We start from the raw sequence: 21,579 nt of genomic DNA, 5'->3' as shown, positions 1-21,579 counted from the left end.
TAAAAAATGAAAGAAAAATTGCAATTTAAAATAAGAATTAAAAATTAAAAAATTAAGGAGAAAAGAAAGATGAGTATATTTGGCCTAGTGTTCTTTACGATTTTAACATTATTACTAGCATACTATATTGCGGTTAATATTTATCGTTTTTTTAAAGATAAAAAGAAATATGGTAGTGAAGCAAAGCAGTTGCCAAAAGATTTTACTTATGCACAACGAATATTTATTGCAAAGTTTAAGCGAAATTTATTAGAACAAGATGAAAAAGAAATTAAAAAGTAGGTTTAGAAAATGTTTAAAAAAATAATTATTGAGTTAATTGAATTAATTTATCCGACTACCGATTTACCACCCCAAGTTGTATTTTTGTTTTCAATTTTGATAATTGTAATGCTCTTCTCAGCAATTATTTTTCTACTCTTTTGACCTTTTAAGCGGTAATTATTATGTTTTTAGTTGCTTGAAAAGATTTAGATTGAGAAATGACAAAATTGTATTTTTGGGATTTATTTATCCAAATTACAACCATTCCGGCGTGGGTTACTGGTAACGAGATTGATTTAATCAAAGAACCACTTTGACTTTTAATAGCAAATATTGCCTTTTGAATGGTGTTAGTATTCATTATCTTATTTATGGTTATTTTATTTTATAAGGTTAAATCATATTTTGTTTAGAAAGGGGGTGATTATATGATTGGAACTTTCTTAACAGGAGTGGTTACGCCAATAGCTGTTACTGGTGAACAAGCGGTTACTAACTTATGAAAAGCATTAATTAAAGCGTTCGGTAATATTTGAACTGATATTATTGGTGGTAATATGCCAAATGTTGTTAATTTCTTTGCTACATATTGAGTTTTCTTGCTTGGTGTGATTATTGGTTTATTTTTAATCGCTTTCAAAATGTTTGAAAAATTAATGCCCGGCAGATAATAATAAAAATAAAGAAAGTGTGATTTAAGTGATGCTATTTTTTAAAAAAATAAATTTAAGATTATATGATTTTGTCGCTTTAAATCGCACTTTATTTATTATTGCGTGATTCTATGGTACAATTTTGCATTATTATAATCCTCAGAGTTGACGAATGTTATTTGATATTACTTATTTATTAATTGCTTTGTATATTTTATATACTAAAATTTCTCATTTCTTTGCTCGCCGTAGTTTTATTAATTTCTTATTAAATTCACCCTTAAATTTAGTCATTGGTGCCTTAGGGACTGGAAAAACCGCTTTAATGGTTTTAGCTTCTTACTTATTAAGTGGTTGAAAGACGATTTCTACTTTTCCGATTACCAATAAACAAATGCTTTCATTAGGACATATGTCTTTATTAGATTATAATTATCCAATTTTAGATGAAAAGCATTTACTGTTATGAGATGAAACCAACTTATTTTTAGAAGGTACTGACTATAAAGAAAATGATAGGGTAACCCAAGGCTTACAAGAATATTTCGCTTCGGCTCGGCAATTTACCCATATCGTATTAGCAAGCGGACAACGAGCTGAACATATATGAGTTAAAGTTCGTGATATTGCGAATTCAATAATTGTTGGCATTAGAAAAAAACCCGTTAGTATCTTTCGTCCTTATTTACAAGTTATTTATGGCACTTTTAAATCGGTAAGCGAATACGAACAATGACGATTAACGCTAATTAATGCAAAAAATGATAAAAAAGGTCGCAAAATCAAGTATCGTAGCATTCCCGAATTAGATATTTATTTCTTTAAATTGAAAATTCCGATGTCAATTTTAAACCTTTACGATAATAAATATTTATCATTCTTGCGTGAATTAAGTAATCGTGCTTTGAATGATAATTATCAACATAAATTTTGAAATGATAATGTAATGGATATTGAAGCATTAGAATATTTAAAAATGGAAAAATTCAGTAAGATACTTACTAAGTTAAAAAATAATCTAAATAAGAAAAACAAGTAAAGGAGTTTAAAAAATGGAAAACTTAGAAAAAATGGCTAGTTTAATTGGCGATATGTTTTATAAAGTTTTTGATTTAATTTGAACTTTAACCATTCCTGGAACAGACATTCGTATTATTATTTTTCCGCTAATTATGCTTGTGATAAATCTTGTAATTGGTGGCATTTTAGGGATTCATATTGAACGACCAAAAGTTGGTTTTCGTAAAAAATACCAAAAATCAGTTGCTAATTGAGGAACTAAGAAACAATCATCTAGTGGTCCAATTAAGAAATTTAGTGGTAATAGTCCTAAAAACAGACCGTGAGTTAACCAACACGGACGGCGAATAAAAAGGTAGGTTTTAGAAAATGTTTAAATTGATAATATTATTTATTCTTGTTGCTGTTTTTTCTATTTTTGCTTTAAACGACTTTTTAGGTTTATGAGCTTATGTTCGTGAGGGTTTAGAATATTTTAATAAAGTTCTATCAAGTAATATTAAAATTTTAGATTTGTTTAAACCAATGATAAGGTTATTTTCTCAACATCCAATTTTCCAAATCTTAGGGACTATTTGCATTTTATCAACAGTATACCTTATTTTAAGAAGTTAAACGCAAAAGAAAGGATAAATAGATATGTATAAATTTATGTCGTGATTAGTTATCGCTTTTATTGGTTTAGTCCCGCTGGGTGCCTTCTTTGATACAAAACAACCATCAAAATCTAATATAGAACAATCTTTTATGAAGCGAGAAAAACGAGCTACTAATTCTAGTAATGGTGAAATTTATGAATTTTCTTTATCTAAAGCAACTATTAATTGACAAGATAGTAGTTCTAAAAGATATCTTGTCGGATTTTCAAATTTTAATAAGGACGAATTAGTAAACTTGCCAGAGAATATGATTTATAGTATTACTTGATATCCATCTTTTAGGTTTACGCAAAAAACTATTAGTGATTTGTTAATTAATGTTTATGATTTAACAAAACCGGGTAAGGTTGACGCAATTAGTATTAAAGGTAAAATTCATAGCTATAATACCGGGACAAGCGAGACCGGCATTGGAGCTGATTGACAATATGATTGATTAGAATTAATGTTTACTTCTTCCCCTTTGCCAGAAAAAGATAACGAGCAACCATTACCTAATCAATTAAAAATTTTTTTCGATGTTTTTTATAAACAACAATAAAATGAGCTTCACCATTGTCATTATTAACATATAAAATTCAAGGCGTTTTTAACGATAACTTTTGAAGTTGCTCAAAATTACAATGATATGGTGTTAATAATACTCCCTGTGAATAGGCTACCGCTTTCAATGTTTTAATACTTCAATATTCTCATTGAAATGATGCTTCTTGTTTTAAAGTTTCTAATGAAATTCGTTGCTTGTGATAATACTTAATTAACATTGCTAAACAAGCAACAGCACAATCATTTTTTTGCTCTTGTCATATTAATGGATACAACATTTAATCCCCATTACTACTTTTACTTATCTAATATTTTTTTCCTTGTAAAACATAAAAAAATCTCGTTAATAATTAACGAGAAAATTTACGATTTTGTGCTTGTTTAAATAAACGTTTTTCTCTGGGAGAAAGGAAGTGTTTACGCTTTTCTAATTCTCTTTTAATTGGAGAAGCAGCTTTTTTAAATCTGCGTAAAGCTTGATCAATATCTTCTCCATCCTTTTTTACAACAACTGTGGCCATTTAATTTTCAACTCCATTTTCCTATATTTTTTTACATATGAATATTTTATAGCTAGACCCTATAATTATAATTTTTTTTGCTATAAAATGCAAATGATTTAATAAATATGATATAAAATTGCAAATAATGAAACAAAATTCACAAAAAATTAAAACCATTTTTATAACTAAAATTAATTAGCAACTAAACCATCAATAACGCTGCTTTACTAATCCCCAGTCGGTCTGCTCCACCTTTAATAAGTTTTATTGCCTGTGCTTTAGTTTTAATTTTCCCTGACGCTTTAATATACATTGCATCTTTAACAATACTACGAATTAATTTAATATCTTTAACTTTAGCACCACTTTTAGCAAATCCTGTTGAAGTTTTAATAAAATCTGCTTGTGCTTGCAAAGCTAATTTACAAACTTGAATTTTTTCTTCTTTCGTTAATAATGCAGTTTCAATAATAACTTTTAAAATTTGTTTTGGACATACAGCCCGAACATGTTTAATATCATTTAATACTACCGTATATGCCCCTTCTTTTAAAGCTCCGACATTAATAACCATATCAATCTCATCGGCACCATCACGAACAGCTTGTTCAGTTTCCAACACTTTAATATTTGTAGGCACCGAACCCAATGGAAAACCAACAACAGTACAAACATTAACCTTTGTCTTTTTTAACAAATTTTTAGCATGACTAACATAAATAGGATTAACACATACACTAGCAAATTTGTGCTTTTCAGCATCCACACAAATTTTTTGAATGTCATGACTCGTAGCATGTGAACTTAATAAAGTATAATCAATAAATTCATTCAGTTTCATAAAACAAGCAGATCTCCTTACTAATTATTTATTTTTAATTATTAATTCATCATTTAGGGTAGAAATTTCACTTTTTGATAATGCCTCTCATTTTAACCTTTGAATAAAAAACTTAATATCAAAGATAATTGTTACTAAACCAAATATTCCAGAAATTCCAATTGATAAACCAAACGCTAAAATAGCATTTTGGTGATTTTTAGCAATTAAAATTAATAAATTGGCTAAAATTGACATCACTGCCATCAATACGATTAATATTAAGTATTTATATGCTTTAAATTGATATTTAATATCAAAATTCTTAATTGATACATAAGTTAATCAAACATAAACCATTATTAAACATAAAGTTATTAATGGAATTAAATAACTAGCAATTTCAAAACCACCACTTAAAGGTAAATTTGATTTTTGAACACTAATAAATACCATTGTTAAAAACAATCAATTAATTGCAAATAATAAATTTAAAATTGCACCCATTCGCTTTGAACTTAAAGACATTCTTATTGCTCCTTTAACTTTTCATGTTCATAACCGATATTAGCAAGAAATGCTAAAACAGCTGTTTCTGATCTTAAAACTCTTTTTCCTAAATTAATTGCATGAAAACCTTCAAAATTAAAAAATTCTAATTCTTTATCACTAAAACCACCCTCAGGTCCACAAATAAAAGTAATACTTGTTGACTTGGATAATGGTAACATTAGTGCCGACAATGAACGGGTTGCTAATGATAATTCATTAGCAATTAAATTTAACTCGCTCTTATAAGGAATAATAGCAGTAAAATCAGTAATAATATCAACAATTTTTGGAATTTGATTACGATTCGACTGTTGTGCTGCTTCTTTAGCAATCTTTTGTCAACGCATCATCTTTTTTTTCTTATCATCATTTCGTTTAATCTTAGTAACACTTCGTTCTAAAGCAATACCAATAATTTGTGTCACACCTAATTCAGTCGCTTTTTGAACAATTCAATCATTACGATCTTGTTTAAGCAATGGCATTAATAATGTTACAACTATTTCTAATTCGGTATTTTCCAATAAATTTTTTTGAATTTCAACTTTTAATTGTGGTTTCTTTTCAATTATCTTCGTTTGATATTTTTTGCCATTATATACAGCAATTAACAAGTCATTAATTTGAAATCTTAAAACATTAACTAAATGATGAGTATCAATATCATTAAAAATTAAATTGCCGAATTCATCTTGAAAATGAGCAAAATAACATTGCATTATATCACCTACTCCAATATTAATTATATCATTTTTAAATCATTACCCAAACCGTCCTGCAATATAATCTTCAGTTTCCTTTTGTTGTGGTGATAAAAATAATTTTCTTGTTCTTGCCACTTCAACAATTTTACCCATTAAAAAAAATGCTGTTTGATCAGAAATTCTTGCTGCTTGTTGCATTGAATGGGTCACAATAATAATTGTAAAATCTTTTTTTAATTGCAATATTAACTCCTCAATTTTACCAGTAGCAATCGGATCTAATGCTGAAGTTGGTTCATCCATTAATAGCACTTCTGGTTTAATAGCAATTGCTCGAGCAATACATAATCTTTGTTGTTGACCACCACTTAAACTTAAAGCTGGACTTTTTAAATCATTTTTAACTTCATCTCATAATGCCGCTTTTTTTAATGAATCTTCAATTATTTCATCCAATTTTTTTCGATTTCTAATTCCTAAACTTCTTGGTCCATAAGCAACATTATCATAAATTGATTTTGGAAAAGGATTAGGTTTTTGAAAAACCATACCAATCGTAGTTCTTAAAGCAATAATATCTTGTTTATTATCATAAATATTTTTTTGTTGATAAATAATTTCTCCCGTAATTTTAGTTCCTTCAATTAAATCATTCATCCGATTAATTGAGCGCAATAATGTTGATTTACCACAACCCGAAGGACCAATAAGAGCCATAATCTTATTTCTTTTAATATTCAAATTAATATTAAATAGTGCTTGTTTCTTACCAAAATTATAATAAAAATTAAAATCAGAAATAGCAATACTATATTTCTTATCAACAATTTTAACTTTAACCTTATCGCGAGAATGTTTTTGCTTTTTAGATTTATTAGGAAAGGATGTCTTTATTTTTTGTATTCAATTGATGTTCTTTTTCTTTTTAGCCATAACATTACTCCTTTTAAATTATTATATGAATATCCAAAATTCTTCTTTTCCCTTGTAATATATTTAACTAATAAATTTAAGACAATAATCAATAAAATTGTAATCGCAGCAATCTCATAAGCAATAATTTTTGCCAATTGATAAGCACTAATTTTAATTAAATGAGCAGGACCTGCAACGATATCAGGTTCATTTATTAATTGATAAATTTTAACAGTTAAAGTAGTACCTGGATCTAATAAACTTTGTGGCATAAAAGGTGATGATGACAAAGTTAATAACGCGGGCATACTTTCACTAATAACTTTACTAATAGCAAAGACAATTCCCGTAACAATTCCCTTTTTACAATTCGGTAAAATAATTTTAAAAATTGTCCCAATTTTTGTAACTCCTAATGCTAATGAAGAATCACGATATTCTTGAGCAACACCATTTAAAGCATCTTCAGTAGTTTTAATAATAATTGGTAATGTTAAGACCCCAAACATCAATCCAGCACTAATAAAGTTATGACCAATTCCTAAAATATTAACAAACACAATATAACCAAACATTCCAAAAACTACTGAAGGCGTTGCAACTAAAGCATCAACTGAAAAACGAATTAAATTAGCAATCTTACTAGTTTTATTAGCATACTCATTTAAATGTATTCCTCCTAAAATTCCTAACGGAATAGAAACTACTAACGAACAAACAATTAATAATAATGTTGAAACAAATAATGGTGTTAAATCATATGAACCTTGTAAAACTTCACGATACGGCGTTAAAAAAAGTGTTGATTGAATCCCTTTAATAATAACATCACCAATAATTCAAATAACCATTGATAATGTTATTATTGTTGATAAAAACATTAATAATATCCAAATAACATCTTTTAATTTGTTAAACTGACGATGAAATTTCAAAATTTTACTTTCATCATAGTAACTTAATAACCGTTGGTTAGAAATTTGATGATCTTCTAATACCGTCATATTTCTTCGCAAAACTTTTGTAATAAAATAAATTTTAAGCTTTTTTGTATAACTAACGCCTTGAATTTGATTGTTGGCTACTTTATATGTAGCTAAAATAACAATATTTAAAATTGATACAAAAATGATTAAAACTAATCCTAAAGCAAATAAAGCTGATGTATGAATTGTTGAAGCACTTTCAGCTAACTCAATACCAATTACCGCAGCTAAAGATGTTATTCCTGAAAAAATAAATCCTAAAAATCCATTTTGAAATGTCGGTATTTGATATACTAATCCTGAAACCATAATCATCGCTGTAACTTCACCAATAACCCGACATATCCCAAAGGTAATAGCGCCAATTATCTTGGTTCGGACCGCTTTTTTTACAACTTTAAAAGCAGAACTAGTCCGTGATACTCCCATCGCTAACGAAGCAAACCGATAAGAACTAGGGACACTATTTAAAGCATTACAAATTAAAGCAATAATGGTAGGTAAAGCCATTAATGCTAAAATTGTCGCTGCTGTTAACATATTAGCTGGTGATGATGCGCCAATTTGTTTATAAAAACTGCCAATAACTTCTAAACCAAAAATTCCAAAAATAACCGGTGGTACACCAGCTAATAATTCAACTAGAAAAATCACAATGCGCTTAATTTTCTTTCCTAAAAATTCACTAATTAAAACTGAAGTAAAAATTGCTAACGGAATCGCAATTAACATTGCTAAAAAAACTACTAACAAAGTAGAAATAACAAAACTCATTGCACCAAATTGTAAAGTATCCGCTAATCAAGCTTTACTAAAAATAAAATTTCAAAAGCCATATTTTCTAAATACTGGTATTGATTGATAACTAATAAATACAATAATAAAAAATGATATAATAATAGCCGCCAAAGCCGCACAAAAAATCAGAATTTTATTAAATAAATCAAGATAATATTTATGTTTAAAAATCTTATTATGAAACTGAACCATAATTTCTCCATCACTTAATTAGTTTGCTTAATCAACCATTCAGGTTCTTCACTTTTTCATTCAAAATCAAATATTAAACCTGTTTTTTCAAATGCTAATTTACCACTATGATCATCATTCATAAAATAAATAAACTGACGAATCAACTCTCTTTGTTTACTTTCATATCAAAATAAACATGCAAATAAACGATACAAAATATATGATTTATTAGTTAACGATTCAATACTAGCTTTAACACCATTAATCGTAAAAGGGACTAAATTATTAGCAAGAACCGAATCAACATTTGAAAATGAAACATAACCAATAGCATTATTAGTATCTCTTACTTGATTAATCATTACTGATGTTGAATTAGCAATTCTTAAACCACTAGAAAAATCACTACTACCCATTTCTAAAAATCCTCGCCAAACATCTCTGGTTCCACTTCCTGATTCACGATTAACACCAATAATCGTTTCTTTATTAGCACACCCATTTCCTAACAAATCTGTTCAAGTTTTACTTTTACCAGTATATATATCTCGTAAAACACTTACTTTATCCTGAGAAATATTTGTAACATTGCAATTAGTAGGAGCTTTAGCAATAATTACCATCCCATCAATTGCAAAATTAAAAACACGATAATTACTATTATCAATATACTCTGACTTAACATCTCTTGAAGTAAACCCCATCACTAGTGTTTGATTTTTAACACCATTTTCACCAGCTGATGAACCCGTACCATTATATGCCACCTTACGATTATATTTATGATTAAAACCTTGAAATTTCGGAGCATTTAACTGGTCACCATATAATAAGATATGCATTAAAGTCATCACTGAACTAGAACCACCAAATAAAATAATTTCACTTTTCTGACAAGCAACAAGATTAATAATAGTAATGAATGAAAGCAAATTTGCTCCTAATCAAGAAAACATTTTTTTCATCACAATGATTAAATACCCCATTCATAACCTTAATTATCATAATAAATAACAAGGTAATAATAACAAAAAAAAGCATAATTACAATAATTCTTAAAAAATTACCGTTTAAAAGTTAGAAGAATCTTTTTTAATTTTATTTAAAATATCTTCAATTTTTCTACTTTCACTTAATGATTGATCATAAACAAAAATTAATTGCGGAACTTTATAAATCGTTAACTGTTGACCTAATTTTTTTCGGATTAATCACAAATTTTGTTTTATCGCTAATTCAATAATCTGCTTTTGTTCTTGGAAAACCAAAGAATCATAATATACTTTAGCAATTGTGCGATCATTATTTAATTTTACTCCCGTAATTATTAATTTTTGCAAAACTTCATTCTCATCTTTAACTTCTTTTTGCAAAATATTTGTTAGCAAACGTTGAATTGTAGTTTGTAATCGTTGAAACTTAACATTTACCATTACTTAATTTCCTTCAATAAATAAGATTCAATAACATCATTTTCTTTTATATCATTAAAGTTTTTAATAGTTAACCCACATTCAGTTCCTTGTCGTGATTCTTTAATATCTTCTTTTTGATGTTTTAAAGATGATAAATCACCATCATAAATAACAATACCATCTCGTAAAACCTTTACTTTACTTTGACGACTAATAACACCTTCAATAACCATACATCCCGCAATGACACCAACCTTAGAATAATGAAATAATTGGCGCACAGCAGCTTGTCCTAAAACAATCTCTTCAAACTTTGGATCTAATAAACCTCTGGCTGCTTGTTGCAATTCTTCAATTACTTTATAAATAACATTATGAAGATGAATCTCAATGCCTTCATCTAATGCCAATTTTCGCACAACAGAATTAGGTCGCACATTAAAACCATAAACTAAAGCTTTTGAAGCAACAGCTAAGGTAATATCTGATTCACTAATTGTTCCAACTGAAGAACGAATAATTCTAATACTAATATCATCAATTTTAATTTTACTTAATGACTGTTTTAAAGCTTCTAAACTTCCCTGAGTATCAGTTTTTAAAATAATATCAATATGTTTCAAATTACCAGCTGCAATTTCATCAGATAAATTTTCTAAATTTAAAGTTTTAGTTTTTCTTCGCTCATTAATTTCATCTTGTGTTTTTCTTGATAACGCTACTTCACGAGCTAACTTATCATCACCAAACACCATAAATGGTTCACCCGCCTTAGGAACAAAATCTAAACCATGAATTTCAATTGGCGTTGAAGGTTTTGCTTCCTTAATAGCAACATTACGATCATTTTTCATATCACGAACCCGACCAAAAGAAACTCCTGCTACCAAAGCATCTTTAATTTTTAAAGTGCCATTTTGAACTAACAATGTACAAACGGGACCAACATTACGATCTAAATGCGCCTCAATAACTGTCCCACTAGCAAAACAATTTGGATTAGCTTGTAAACCTTGCATTTCCGCTAATAATAAAATTACATCTAATAATTCATCAATTCCTGCACCAGTTAAAGCACTACCTTTAACAAAAATTGTATCACCACTTCACTCTTCCGAAATTAAATCTAAAGTTGCTAAATCTTTCATAATTAATTCCACATTAGCAGACGGCAAATCCATCTTATTAACAAACACAATAATTGGCACATTAGCAGCTTTAGCATGATCAATTGCTTCTTTAGTTTGTGGCATAACACCATCATTACTAGCAACAACTAATACAACAATATCAGTAACTTTAGCGCCCCGAGCACGCATTTGCGTAAATGCTTCATGTCCAGGCGTATCCAAAAAAGTAATAATTTTACTATCCTTTGTTTTAATTTGATAAGCACCAATATGTTGCGTTATACCACCAAATTCTTTCTCAGTAATTTTAGATTTTCTAATATTATCTAACAAAGTTGTTTTACCATGATCAACATGACCCATAATGGTCACAACTGGTGGCCGTTCTTTTAAATCATTAATATCATCAATAATATCTAAATTTTCTAACAAATTTTGATGCGTAATAACAGTTTCCTTTTTAAAATCTAAACTAAATTCTAAACATAACTCACCAATTAATTCTTCATTCAAAAAATGATTTTGCGTTAACATTTGTCCTTTATTAAAAAAGTATTTAATAATTTTCACAACAGGAATATTTGTTTTTTTAGAAAACTCAATAATTGATAATGGTTCACTAAAAATAAAAATCCCATTATCAAGATGTGAATCACTTCCTGTTTTTAATTGATTTTTAATAACTGTTGTTTGCTTTTTTCTTTGATTACTTTTTTTCATACAATCACCACCCCTAATTAATTACTATGCTCCTGTTCTTTTACAACTTTGAGTAATAATAAATAAATATTATCAACAATTTGTGTTTTAAAAATCTTTTCTAATAATTGTTTTTTTTGCATTTTTTCAATAATAGCAACTTCTCGCTTAACATAAGCACCTTTACCAGCAAGACAATAATTTAAATCAACCAAAACTTGTTCTTGTTTTGTTTTAACAACTCTTATTAACTCACTTCGTAAAACAACAACTTTTGTAACGATGCATTGCCGATATACTAATTTTTGTTTTGCCACCAATAATTTTTTCCTTTATTTAATCTTTATCTAATTCATCACTATCTAATTCAGTATTAGTATTATCAACATTATCTATTTCTTCAATACTTGTTTCTAACCCTACAAGCAAATTATCTTTCTTGATTTTAAATTGATGTTTATTTTGTAATTCTTGCATTTGCTGTTCCGATAAATTACCATTTCATTTAAAAATAATATTTTGATTTAAAGCATCACTTAAAGAAATAATATTAATTTTTCATTTTGTTAATTTTGCTGTTAATTTTGCTGTTATTCCTTTTTTACCAATAGCTAATGAATAATGCTCATCAGCAACGATAATATTAGCTTCATTAGTTTGTTCATCTAAACTAATAGAAATCGCTTTAGCTGGCGATAACGCATTAATAATAAATGTTTTTATTTCCGCATCTCACTTAATAAGATCAATTTTTTCATCATTCAATTCTTCCATAATACTTTGAATTCTTTTTCCTTTATTACCAACACAAGCACCAATCGGATCAATAGTTGGGTCATTACAAAATACTGCAACTTTTGATCTTTGTCCTGCAATTCTTGCAATGACTTTAATTTCAATTATTCCTTCATAAATTTCTGGAACTTCAATTTCTAATAATCTTTTTAAAAATCCTGGATGAGTTCTTGAAGCTAAAATTTGTCCAAAATTTTTCGTTTTATTAACATCCTCAACATAAAACTTTACTTTATCACCTAAATAAAATTTCTCTGTGGGAATAATATTTTTTTTAGGTAAAATTGCAAAAGTACGATCAACAATTTTTAATAAATAGTAGTTTTCTTCAATATTATCAATTGTGCCAATTAAAATATCATCTTTCTTAGAAATATATTTTTCATAGACAACTTCTTTTTCTGCTTCTCTTAAATGTTGTTTTAAAATTTGTGCTACTTGTAACGCTGCTAAACGAGAAAATTCATCAGTATCAACAGGCTCATAATATATATTATCAATTGTTAAATTTTTCTCTAAATTTTTAACATCATCTAATAAAATTTCAGCAAACTCATCTTCAATCTTACTAACAATTTTTAATAAACGATAAACTTTAATTTGACCAGTTTGTTCATCAAAGTCTACTTTTATTAAGGCTTGTGGGTCCAAATATTTTTCATAAGCTTTTATTATTCCTTCTTTAATAGCCTCAATAATTAAACTGCGATCAATTTTCTTTTCTTCCACCAAAAGATCAATTGCTTTTAAAATTTCTATTCCATCAATCATCTTATTTTACTCCTTCTAACACTATTATTGTCAACATTTTAATTATGACTTTTAAATTAGATGAAGGTGAGGAAACCCTCACCTTCATCTGCCCTAATTACTTGTTAATTATATAGTGTTTTGACTACTATTACAAGAACTAAATTCCAAATTGCTAATTCAGAAATGCTCATTAGCATTACTTCTAATGGCATCAGAACTAATAATCCATTGTGATTTTTTAAATAACTCATTTATTGTAAGAATTCAACTTTTTGGCAAAACTGATAAAAATATATTCAAATTTGACAATGAGATTTTATTAATGATTTTTAATATTTGACAATGAATCTAAAATATTTAACAATATTTTTAAAAATTTATTACCATTTACTTTGACTTAAATCATAAATAATATCTCCTAATTGTTCATGAACCCAACTTGTTGGATGAATAAAATCAAAGAAAAAATAATCATTAATATTATAAAAATCACAATCTTCATTAAACTCAGGTTTAACATTCAAACCAAATAAAATACAACTGTAATTAACATCAGTAGAACCCTTATTAGTAATTCCACCTTTTTTTTGAAATTCATCTAAATTTTTATTAAAAACAACATTCAAATCAAATAATTTAATAATTTGTGGATATTTTGTTTGTAATTGCTTCATTCCTTCTAATCATACACTGTTAAAATATTCCGAAAGATTTTTTGCTTTATCCATATTATATGAATTTAAAAACGAAGGAGTCTTGCTAATATCAGGAGCATTAGCAACAATAATTTTACGAGCATTATTATTAATTAGATTAATAATAGTAGCTTTTTGAATATTGATAGCATTATTGATAGTAGCTTTACTTTCATTAATATCAGAAATGTTAACTGCATTTATTAATTCATTACCACCAATATTAATAATAACTAAATCATTTTCAGTTAATTGATGATGTTTAAGCAAAGTCTTTGCTTGTTTAGGCAACGAAAAATTATTGCAGAAAATACTTTTAAGTTTTCAAAAAGGTAACTTTGTTATTTGTGCACCAGCAACAGCGTAATTATTACCAATCTTTTCATAAATTTGTTTTAAAAACTTAAATCTTCAAGCAGGAACTAATTTGATTCCTAATTTATTAGCTAAAATTTGTGAATATGTCGGACCATTACTACAAAAATCTTTGTAAAGTGGAGCTTCAAATTCTTGTGATTTAAAAATATTAAAAATATTAAATTCTCTAGCAACACCAATAAACGCTCCACTATCAGATAAACTATCACCTAAAAAATATAAATTATTATATCTGATATCTGAATTTGATTTAGTTGCTATCATTTGATTATTAATTTATTAGCTAAAATTTGTGAATATGTCGGACCATTACTACAAAAATCTTTGTAAAGTGGAGCTTCAAATTCTTGTGATTTAAAAATATTAAAAATATTAAATTCTCTAGCAACACCAATAAACGCTCCACTATCAGATAAACTATCACCTAAAAAATATAAATTATTATATCTGATATCTGAATTTGATTTAGTTGCTATCATTTGATTATTAATTTCGTTTTCTCGCAATAATTTAATTTTTCTTTCATCTGCTTCTGACAAGACAATTGAAAGGGGTGAAACTTTTTTTTCATTGAAAATATGAATATTAGCTCCATTTGTTAATAATAACTGTATCATTAATGTGCGCGCCAATAGAAGTAGCAATATGAAGTGGCGTAGTGCCTACTTGATTACAAGCATTAATATTAATGCCACTCTGGATTAATTCCTTTGCTAAACTTAAATTATTAATTTTTACTGCTAAATGAAGTAAAGTATCACCATTCTCATTAGTAATATTAACATTACCACATAAAGCTAATAAAACAAGAACATAACTCGGTGATATTCTTGGATAATCAGTTATTAAATTAAATATTTTTAATTTAATAATATCTTGTTGTGCTTTAGATTCTGTTTGATTGATAATGTCACTAATATTAATAACTTCGCCTAAGTCAGAACTTAAAAAAATAATTTCTTCATTATTATTATCATCAATAACATATTCCAAAAGACATTTTTGTTGAAATTTTAAAAATTCATCTCTTACTTTTAAATCATTAGATGCTAAAATATTTTTTTTAGTCGCTTTTTTATTTAATAGTTCTTTCAGTTCTTGTAATTTCATACCATTATATATTTTGATTTCATCATATAAAAATTCTGGTATTTTTACTACTAAGTTATTTTTTCTTACTAAAAAGATGCCATCAATCATTACTTAATTCTCCCTTATAAATTATTAAATTATCAGAATTTAATTTATCAAATTAAAAACATTTTACTATTAAGTTATATGTATCCTGATAATAATTTTCTGCTTTTTCTTTCTTATTACTCCTGTTTTTCTTCAAAATAATTGCTAGTTAAACTATTTAACATCTTAATCACACTATTTAATCTGATATTAGATATTTTTCTCTTCTAACAAAAAATGTAAAATTAGTTCAGCATCAAAAATTATCATTAACACTTTTTCATTGGCAATAAAATTTTTTACTTTCAAAATATCCTAATTTTAATAATTATTTAATAATTTTAATTTTCAACGGAAATTGCTCACTTTCACCAGCCACAAAAACTTTAAAATGAATTGCAATTTCATCTAATGTTAAATCATAGTAATCAGCAACCTTATTATTTAATAAATTTTGTTCACAAATTTTTAAGTTAAATGACAATGGTAAACGAAATCAATTAATAATTTCTTTTTCAACAACAGCATAGATAAAAGAAAATGGCGTATGGTTAGTAATTTTAAAATCATAATCTTTATTAAATAACTCCCTAATATTTTTAATTATTTTTTTATTTATATTAGGTCCAATATTTCTGATTTTAAATGTAAATTCACCTTGAACATCATTATTAATACAAATATTAAAATCAAAATTTATATCATTATTATTATAGTCTTGAATAAAACGATAAATTTTTGAATGAAAATTAGTAATATCTAATTCAAATGATAAATCATCAGTTTCATTTTCACAAAAACTGCTATTTAAAAAATCACTTGTAATTTTAGAATTTTTTAATGTTAAAAAATATGATACTTGATTATTAAACTGTTTGGAAATTAATTTATGAAGCAAATTATATACATCTTGAATTGTATGCCCCACTGTTAGATTATGGTCATAATACTCAAATTCATTACTAAAAAATTTAGTAATCTTTAATAAAGATAAATGATTTTCACTTTTAATAACATTCTTAGCTTTAAATCTAAAAGTATTACTTTCATCATTAATTTTAATCTCAAAATCAAAATAATCACCTGTTGGTACTTCATTTGAATTTTCAACAATATAATTAAATTTTTGTTTTAATTCAAATTCTGAAAGTTTTAATTTAAAATCATTATTACCAATAATTTTTTGGATTCATTTATTTACTAAATGATAAACTTCATCTCTTTTCTGACCGATAGTTAACATATGCTTATCAAAATCAAATTCCTTTTCAAAAAATTCCTTAACTTTAAAAATATAACCTTCATCTTGATTTTTTGGCACATTTTTAATTTTAAATAATGTATTAATTGTGACATTTTCTTTAAAAATACCAGTAAGTCAACAAGAGTCACCATTAGGGTCGCGTTTAGTTTTCTTAGGTATTTTTTAAAAAAGAAAAAATAGTCATTTACTATAAATTATTTCAATATGCAAATTAAGTATATATTTCTTATGTATGATTTTTGTTGTAAAAAATTATTTTAATGTTGTTTTTATAAGCATTTTACTTAGTTTTTATAACCTTTTATTAAGAATATGTTTGTTAATATTAAATATTTTGTTTTATTAATTATTTTTCAAGTAAAAAGGTAATAAATTTTTAGTTGCTTTTCTTTCAAAATTATTCAAATCTTTACCCACCTAACAAAACTTTATGCGCCCTAATTTTATCAAAACAATTTATGTATAATTTTTAATATGATAATTTAATTTTTGAACTTGTGCCTTACTATTTGTAACTGTATAAACTAATGTTCCATCTTTTCCTGTTCAAGAAAAATCACAACCAACAGTTTTTAAATTAGCCATTACTTCTGCTGTTGGATAAATATGACTTTTATTACCAACATATTCTAATCCATAAGTATCAGGATTAACACCCGAAGCAAAGCAAGTTTTAGGTTTAATCTTATTTAAAAATGACAATGAACTTGATGTTTTACTACCATGATGGGCTACTTGTAAAAAATTAACTTCTGAAAGCAAATTCTTTTTTAATAACTCTTGTTCTACTTTCTTTTCGGTATCGCCTGTTAATAAAAACCGCTGATTTTGATAAACAAAAGATAATACTAAGCTTTGATTATTTTCATCTTTACTTGAATTGCTATTAATAAAGTCCTGAATTTTATAAGTTAAATTATCAAATGATAAACCTAAGATATTATAACTTGGCTTAACATCTTGCACAATAATTTTTAAATCTGCTCATTGTTTTGGTCATTTTTTGCTGGCTTTGCCTTGATAGCGTTCAAAAAATGAACGACTACCATAAATATTTTTAACATTAACCGTATTAACAATCGTTTCTAAATTACTTGTATGGTCAGTATGATCGTGAGAAATAAAAATTGCATCTAATTGATTAATTTCTAGGTTTTTTAAATAATTAGCAACAAAATTATTTTTTGCATATTTATTTTTTCATCAATCTTGCGGATTACCGCCAATACCCGTATCAAACATTATTGCCCGATTTTTATATTGCGAATTCGTAATAATCGTTGATAAACCATTACCAACTGCTAACATATGATATTGTAATTGTGGATTATTAAGTAAAAAATCACTAATTTTACTACAAGATACTACTAAAAAAATATTACTAACTACTAAACTAACTTTAAATAAATTACTTCTCGTCATAACTATCATTCCTTATTTTGGCAACATTTTTTCTAATTCATCAAATTCTTGTAATTTTAATTATAAAAATTTTTTAAATAAAATGCCTCCAATCAAAGTTATTGTATATACATTTATTCTATCAAAAACTTTACAGTAATGTAATCTTCTTGTACACAATCAATGTATTTTCCCAAACCAATAAAATTATAAAGTTTTAAATATAAATTTGGTAAATTGTGATTAATTTTATTATCTAAAAATAAAAATTTAGCAATTTTTAAATTTTGTAAATCATTCACTAGTTTACTTTGCATTGTTTTATCCTCAGGAATTGACCACCAATATTCTTTACTTGTAGCATTATATTTCGTTTTCTTACCATATTTACTACCAGCAACATCAGCAAAAATAACTGCTTTTGTTTGATCAAAAGTTAAATGTCCCGCTTGAAAAGCAATAATTCTTAATTCACCTAATTGTTTAATAAAATTTACGCGACGAATTGCACATAAGGCTTGACGAACAGTAAATATTGATTCATAAGCTAACAATGGATACAACAAAAAATTATGTTCATTAACTAATAAGGTTTCATTTTCTAATTTATATTTTAATATCATTACTAGTTCATTAACAACTAATTTATTATGATTAATAAATTCTGCTACTAAATCATCAATTGCTAAATAATTAGGAAACACTTTTAAAAAGGCTTTCATACTAGTTACTTCATATAAAAGCGAACAAATTAATAAATTATCATATTCATAATTAATTGCTTCATTATTAATGTTTTTTAACAATCGCTGATAAAAATAATTTATTAAATGATAATCATTAAGAAATAAAAATTGCTTTAAAAGATTTTTATTACGATTAGAATTATTAATACCATTTGCATAAACTTTAATATCTTGACCAATTTTTAAATAAAAATCATTTAAAAAATTATAAAATTCCCATAAGGTTAATTCATAATCTTGTAAAACTTTAACTAAACCATCAACACCATAAATCCGATAATAATGTTTAATAACTAAATGGATGCGTTTTTTATTTTCATATCATTTTTGTAAGTTTGCCAAAATAACTTTTTGACTGCGTTTCTCTAAAGTAATCGTACACCCATAGGGTAAACCACTATTACCACCTAAAAATGCTTTATTTCTTTCTAAATGAGAATTATAAAGATTTTTAATTCCCACAGTAATATCATATTTTTTATCAACATTAGCAATTAAATCATAAACTTCTAACTTATTTTTACTGTCAGTTTTTCTTAAACCACGACCTAATTGTTGTAAATAAATAGTTTTTGAACTTGTTGGTCGTAACATTATAATTGTATCAATTTGCGGAACATCAATGCCTTCATTAAACATATTAACAACACATAAATAATTAATTTTACCCTTTTTAAAATTATTAATAATTGTTGTTCGCTCTTGAGATACTTCATTAGTTAAATAAGCAGCCTGTAACCCTTCCTTTTGAAGAAAATTAGCAACAATTTTAGCATGCGTTGTTGTGATACAAAATACTAAACAAAATGGTTGAGCATAAATACCAATATAATTATTTATCACACTAAATAATAATTTATTGCGTTCACTAGTATTCAACTTCTTAAACAATTCAACATCATTATTTAAATCAATACCTTCAAGATTACTACTAATATCATCAATACAATAATAGTCAAATGGCGATAATAAGCGTTGATTAATAGCATCTCATAATCGTAATTCATATGCAAATTCATTATCAAAATACGGCGTAATTAACTTATTATCTTCCCTTTCGGGAGTTGCTGTTAAACCAATAACTTGTTTTGATTGAAAATAATTAAAAATCGTTACAAATGATTTAGCAGCAATATGATGGGCTTCATCAAAAATAATAACATCAAACTGATCCGGTAAAAACTTTTTTAAATTACGATAAACTGATTGCACAGTAGCAAATAAATAATTAGTATTATCTAATGTTTGATTTTCATAAAAAACACAACCAAACTTATTATCTTGTAAAACATTACGAAAAGTTAATATTGCTTGATCAATAATTTCTCGTTGATGAGCTAAAAATAATAATCGGGGGCGAAAATTATTATTTTCTTTAATTTGATTTAAATAATCAAAAGCACTAATAATAGTTTTCCCAGTTCCTGTAGCCATAATAATTAAATGCTTAGTTTTATTAATCTTGCGACGATATTGTAAACGATTAACAATTTTTTGCTGAAAATCATACATTGAATATTTTCTTGTTATCGTTCCCTCACTTTGTGCTTTAATATGTAAACGATTATTATCAATTCTTGTTAGTAATATCTCACGCTCATTAGCATTATTAAAATTAACAAGATTATCATTTCAAATTTTTTCATATTCATGAAAGAGATGATAATATAAATTAGGATTACTAAACTCACTAATTTTAATATTTCATTCTCTTCCACGCATCATTCCCTTATAAGTTAAATTAGAAGAGCCGACAATTGCTGTTGAAAAACCTGATTTTCTTTTAAAAATCGCTGCTTTAATATGAATTCTTTCGCTACGCTTTTCAGTATTATCTTCTACCCTAATTAAAATATTATTATAACTATTAACTAAGTTTTCTAATTCATATAAATTAACAAATAAAGCAATATCATCAAAAGTTGTCGTAATAAAATTAATCTTAATATTATGTTGTTGAGCATACAAAAAAGAATTTCTAATTTTATTAATCATTCCCTTAGAAATAAAAGGATAAATAAAATAAACACTATCAGCAGTTTTAATTTCTTTATTAATTTCATTAATTAATTCTTGTTCATTTTCATTAGTAAATAAGTGATTATCAATTAATCGAATGTCTTGATGATAACTAACTTTTTCTTGCAAATCATTACCTATTTGTAATAAAACATTATTAGATAATTGTGATTGTTCACTATAAATACCAATAATTTGATTTAAAAATTTTAACTTATCATCAACTGTTTTATGTTCTTGCAATTTAATACTTAAAATATTATTAAATTGCTTCAATAAATATTTATCAATGTCTTTAATAGCATTTTTTTCATCATTAAGATTTTTAACAATATAATCTTCATTAATTGTTTCACCTAATTTTAATAATAAATCATAATAACCTTTTTCTTTCATTTATAAATCACTCTTTATTTCCTTGTTGTAATAAGATTATATACCACCTTAATTAAAAATTTGTTATTTTATTTGTAAATAAAATAAATAACATTAACAAAACAAAATACGATGT

At 26.0% G+C, this 21,579-nt stretch carries 26 protein-coding genes; 7 read left to right on the top strand and 19 right to left on the bottom strand.

Going from position 1 to position 21,579, the window contains the following annotated elements:
• Positions 1-69: 69 nt before the first annotated feature.
• The 7 genes from AAHF53_RS02225 (at position 70) to AAHF53_RS02195 (ending at position 3,137) form a co-directional block, all read left to right on the top strand.
• Positions 70-282 (top strand): hypothetical protein, encoded by a 213-nt coding sequence (locus AAHF53_RS02225; protein WP_215826178.1) that lies wholly within the window; start codon positions 70-72, stop codon positions 280-282.
• Between the two features lie 164 nt (positions 283-446).
• Positions 447-677 (top strand): hypothetical protein, encoded by a 231-nt coding sequence (locus AAHF53_RS02220; protein ID WP_342189737.1) that lies wholly within the window; start codon positions 447-449, stop codon positions 675-677.
• A gap of 15 nt (positions 678-692) precedes the next feature.
• Positions 693-935, top strand: coding sequence for a hypothetical protein (locus AAHF53_RS02215; RefSeq protein WP_342190095.1), 243 nt, complete (start codon positions 693-695; stop codon positions 933-935).
• Between the two features lie 31 nt (positions 936-966).
• Positions 967-1,956 carry a hypothetical protein gene (locus AAHF53_RS02210; protein ID WP_342190094.1) on the top strand — a complete coding sequence of 330 codons (990 nt, stop codon included), beginning with the start codon at positions 967-969 and terminating at the stop codon, positions 1,954-1,956.
• A gap of 13 nt (positions 1,957-1,969) precedes the next feature.
• Complete coding sequence (locus AAHF53_RS02205; protein ID WP_342189740.1) at positions 1,970-2,296, top strand: hypothetical protein; 327 nt, start codon at positions 1,970-1,972, stop codon at positions 2,294-2,296.
• A 10-nt stretch (positions 2,297-2,306) separates the two neighbouring features.
• On the top strand, positions 2,307-2,552 hold the full coding sequence (locus AAHF53_RS02200) for a hypothetical protein (protein WP_342189741.1): 246 nt from the start codon (positions 2,307-2,309) through the stop codon (positions 2,550-2,552).
• Between the two features lie 24 nt (positions 2,553-2,576).
• Positions 2,577-3,137: a hypothetical protein gene (locus tag AAHF53_RS02195; protein WP_342190093.1), complete on the top strand. Its 561-nt coding sequence runs from the start codon at positions 2,577-2,579 to the stop codon at positions 3,135-3,137.
• Here the strand turns inward: AAHF53_RS02195 and AAHF53_RS02190 are convergent.
• From AAHF53_RS02190 to AAHF53_RS02100, 19 genes are all read right to left on the bottom strand, one after another.
• Positions 3,091-3,420 (bottom strand): cysteine peptidase family C39 domain-containing protein, encoded by a 330-nt coding sequence (locus AAHF53_RS02190; protein ID WP_342190092.1) that lies wholly within the window; start codon positions 3,418-3,420, stop codon positions 3,091-3,093. The genes AAHF53_RS02195 and AAHF53_RS02190 overlap by 47 nt on opposite strands.
• Before the next feature lie 72 nt (positions 3,421-3,492).
• The gene (gene rpsU / locus AAHF53_RS02185) at positions 3,493-3,663 is read right to left on the bottom strand and encodes a 30S ribosomal protein S21 (RefSeq protein ID WP_338967572.1); all 171 of its coding nucleotides are present in this window, start codon (positions 3,661-3,663) and stop codon (positions 3,493-3,495) included.
• Between the two features lie 184 nt (positions 3,664-3,847).
• Positions 3,848-4,486 (bottom strand): deoxyribose-phosphate aldolase, encoded by a 639-nt coding sequence (gene deoC / locus AAHF53_RS02180; RefSeq protein ID WP_342190091.1) that lies wholly within the window; start codon positions 4,484-4,486, stop codon positions 3,848-3,850.
• Between the two features lie 24 nt (positions 4,487-4,510).
• Positions 4,511-4,993 (bottom strand): hypothetical protein, encoded by a 483-nt coding sequence (locus tag AAHF53_RS02175; RefSeq protein ID WP_338967550.1) that lies wholly within the window; start codon positions 4,991-4,993, stop codon positions 4,511-4,513.
• Between the two features lie 2 nt (positions 4,994-4,995).
• Positions 4,996-5,736, bottom strand: a complete 741-nt coding sequence (locus tag AAHF53_RS02170; RefSeq protein ID WP_338967547.1) for a 16S rRNA (uracil(1498)-N(3))-methyltransferase — start codon at positions 5,734-5,736, stop codon at positions 4,996-4,998.
• Positions 5,737-5,778: 42 nt separating this feature from the next.
• On the bottom strand, positions 5,779-6,654 hold the full coding sequence (gene pstB, locus AAHF53_RS02165; RefSeq protein ID WP_342190090.1) for a phosphate ABC transporter ATP-binding protein PstB: 876 nt from the start codon (positions 6,652-6,654) through the stop codon (positions 5,779-5,781).
• Positions 6,612-8,612, bottom strand: a complete 2,001-nt coding sequence (pstA, locus tag AAHF53_RS02160) for a phosphate ABC transporter permease PstA (protein ID WP_342190089.1) — start codon at positions 8,610-8,612, stop codon at positions 6,612-6,614. The genes pstB and pstA overlap by 43 nt, the downstream gene beginning before the upstream one ends.
• A gap of 14 nt (positions 8,613-8,626) precedes the next feature.
• Positions 8,627-9,559 (bottom strand): substrate-binding domain-containing protein, encoded by a 933-nt coding sequence (locus tag AAHF53_RS02155; RefSeq protein ID WP_338968969.1) that lies wholly within the window; start codon positions 9,557-9,559, stop codon positions 8,627-8,629.
• Positions 9,560-9,664: 105 nt separating this feature from the next.
• Positions 9,665-10,027 (bottom strand): 30S ribosome-binding factor RbfA, encoded by a 363-nt coding sequence (gene rbfA / locus AAHF53_RS02150; RefSeq protein WP_342190088.1) that lies wholly within the window; start codon positions 10,025-10,027, stop codon positions 9,665-9,667.
• Positions 10,027-11,859: a translation initiation factor IF-2 gene (gene infB / locus AAHF53_RS02145; RefSeq protein ID WP_342190087.1), complete on the bottom strand. Its 1,833-nt coding sequence runs from the start codon at positions 11,857-11,859 to the stop codon at positions 10,027-10,029. The genes rbfA and infB overlap by 1 nt, the downstream gene beginning before the upstream one ends.
• 17 nt (positions 11,860-11,876) lie before the next feature.
• Positions 11,877-12,155 (bottom strand): YlxR family protein, encoded by a 279-nt coding sequence (locus AAHF53_RS02140; RefSeq protein WP_338968857.1) that lies wholly within the window; start codon positions 12,153-12,155, stop codon positions 11,877-11,879.
• A 19-nt stretch (positions 12,156-12,174) separates the two neighbouring features.
• Positions 12,175-13,404, bottom strand: coding sequence for a transcription termination factor NusA (gene nusA, locus AAHF53_RS02135; RefSeq protein WP_338968855.1), 1,230 nt, complete (start codon positions 13,402-13,404; stop codon positions 12,175-12,177).
• A 108-nt stretch (positions 13,405-13,512) separates the two neighbouring features.
• A complete protein-coding gene (locus tag AAHF53_RS02130) occupies positions 13,513-13,686 on the bottom strand; it encodes a hypothetical protein (RefSeq protein ID WP_342190086.1) in 174 nt (57 codons plus the stop codon).
• Positions 13,687-13,766: 80 nt separating this feature from the next.
• Positions 13,767-14,723 carry an SGNH/GDSL hydrolase family protein gene (locus AAHF53_RS02125; protein ID WP_342190085.1) on the bottom strand — a complete coding sequence of 319 codons (957 nt, stop codon included), beginning with the start codon at positions 14,721-14,723 and terminating at the stop codon, positions 13,767-13,769.
• On the bottom strand, positions 14,717-15,076 hold the full coding sequence (locus AAHF53_RS02120; protein ID WP_342190084.1) for a hypothetical protein: 360 nt from the start codon (positions 15,074-15,076) through the stop codon (positions 14,717-14,719). Before AAHF53_RS02120 ends, AAHF53_RS02125 begins: the two co-directional genes overlap by 7 nt.
• Positions 15,045-15,659 carry an ankyrin repeat domain-containing protein gene (locus AAHF53_RS02115; RefSeq protein ID WP_342190083.1) on the bottom strand — a complete coding sequence of 205 codons (615 nt, stop codon included), beginning with the start codon at positions 15,657-15,659 and terminating at the stop codon, positions 15,045-15,047. Before AAHF53_RS02115 ends, AAHF53_RS02120 begins: the two co-directional genes overlap by 32 nt.
• A gap of 307 nt (positions 15,660-15,966) precedes the next feature.
• The gene (locus AAHF53_RS02110) at positions 15,967-16,959 is read right to left on the bottom strand and encodes a hypothetical protein (RefSeq protein ID WP_342190082.1); all 993 of its coding nucleotides are present in this window, start codon (positions 16,957-16,959) and stop codon (positions 15,967-15,969) included.
• Between the two features lie 399 nt (positions 16,960-17,358).
• Positions 17,359-18,324 (bottom strand): ComEC/Rec2 family competence protein, encoded by a 966-nt coding sequence (locus tag AAHF53_RS02105; RefSeq protein ID WP_342190081.1) that lies wholly within the window; start codon positions 18,322-18,324, stop codon positions 17,359-17,361.
• Positions 18,325-18,437: 113 nt separating this feature from the next.
• Complete coding sequence (locus tag AAHF53_RS02100) at positions 18,438-21,464, bottom strand: DEAD/DEAH box helicase family protein (RefSeq protein ID WP_342190080.1); 3,027 nt, start codon at positions 21,462-21,464, stop codon at positions 18,438-18,440.
• Positions 21,465-21,579 lie beyond the last annotated feature (115 nt).

It is taken from the genome of Spiroplasma endosymbiont of Dilophus febrilis (assembly GCF_964030685.1).
Classification (GTDB): Bacteria; Bacillota_I; Bacilli_A; order Mycoplasmatales; family Nriv7; genus Nriv7.
The sequence above is the reverse complement of the archived record's forward strand: the minus strand, read 5'-3'. Positions and strand labels throughout refer to the sequence as shown.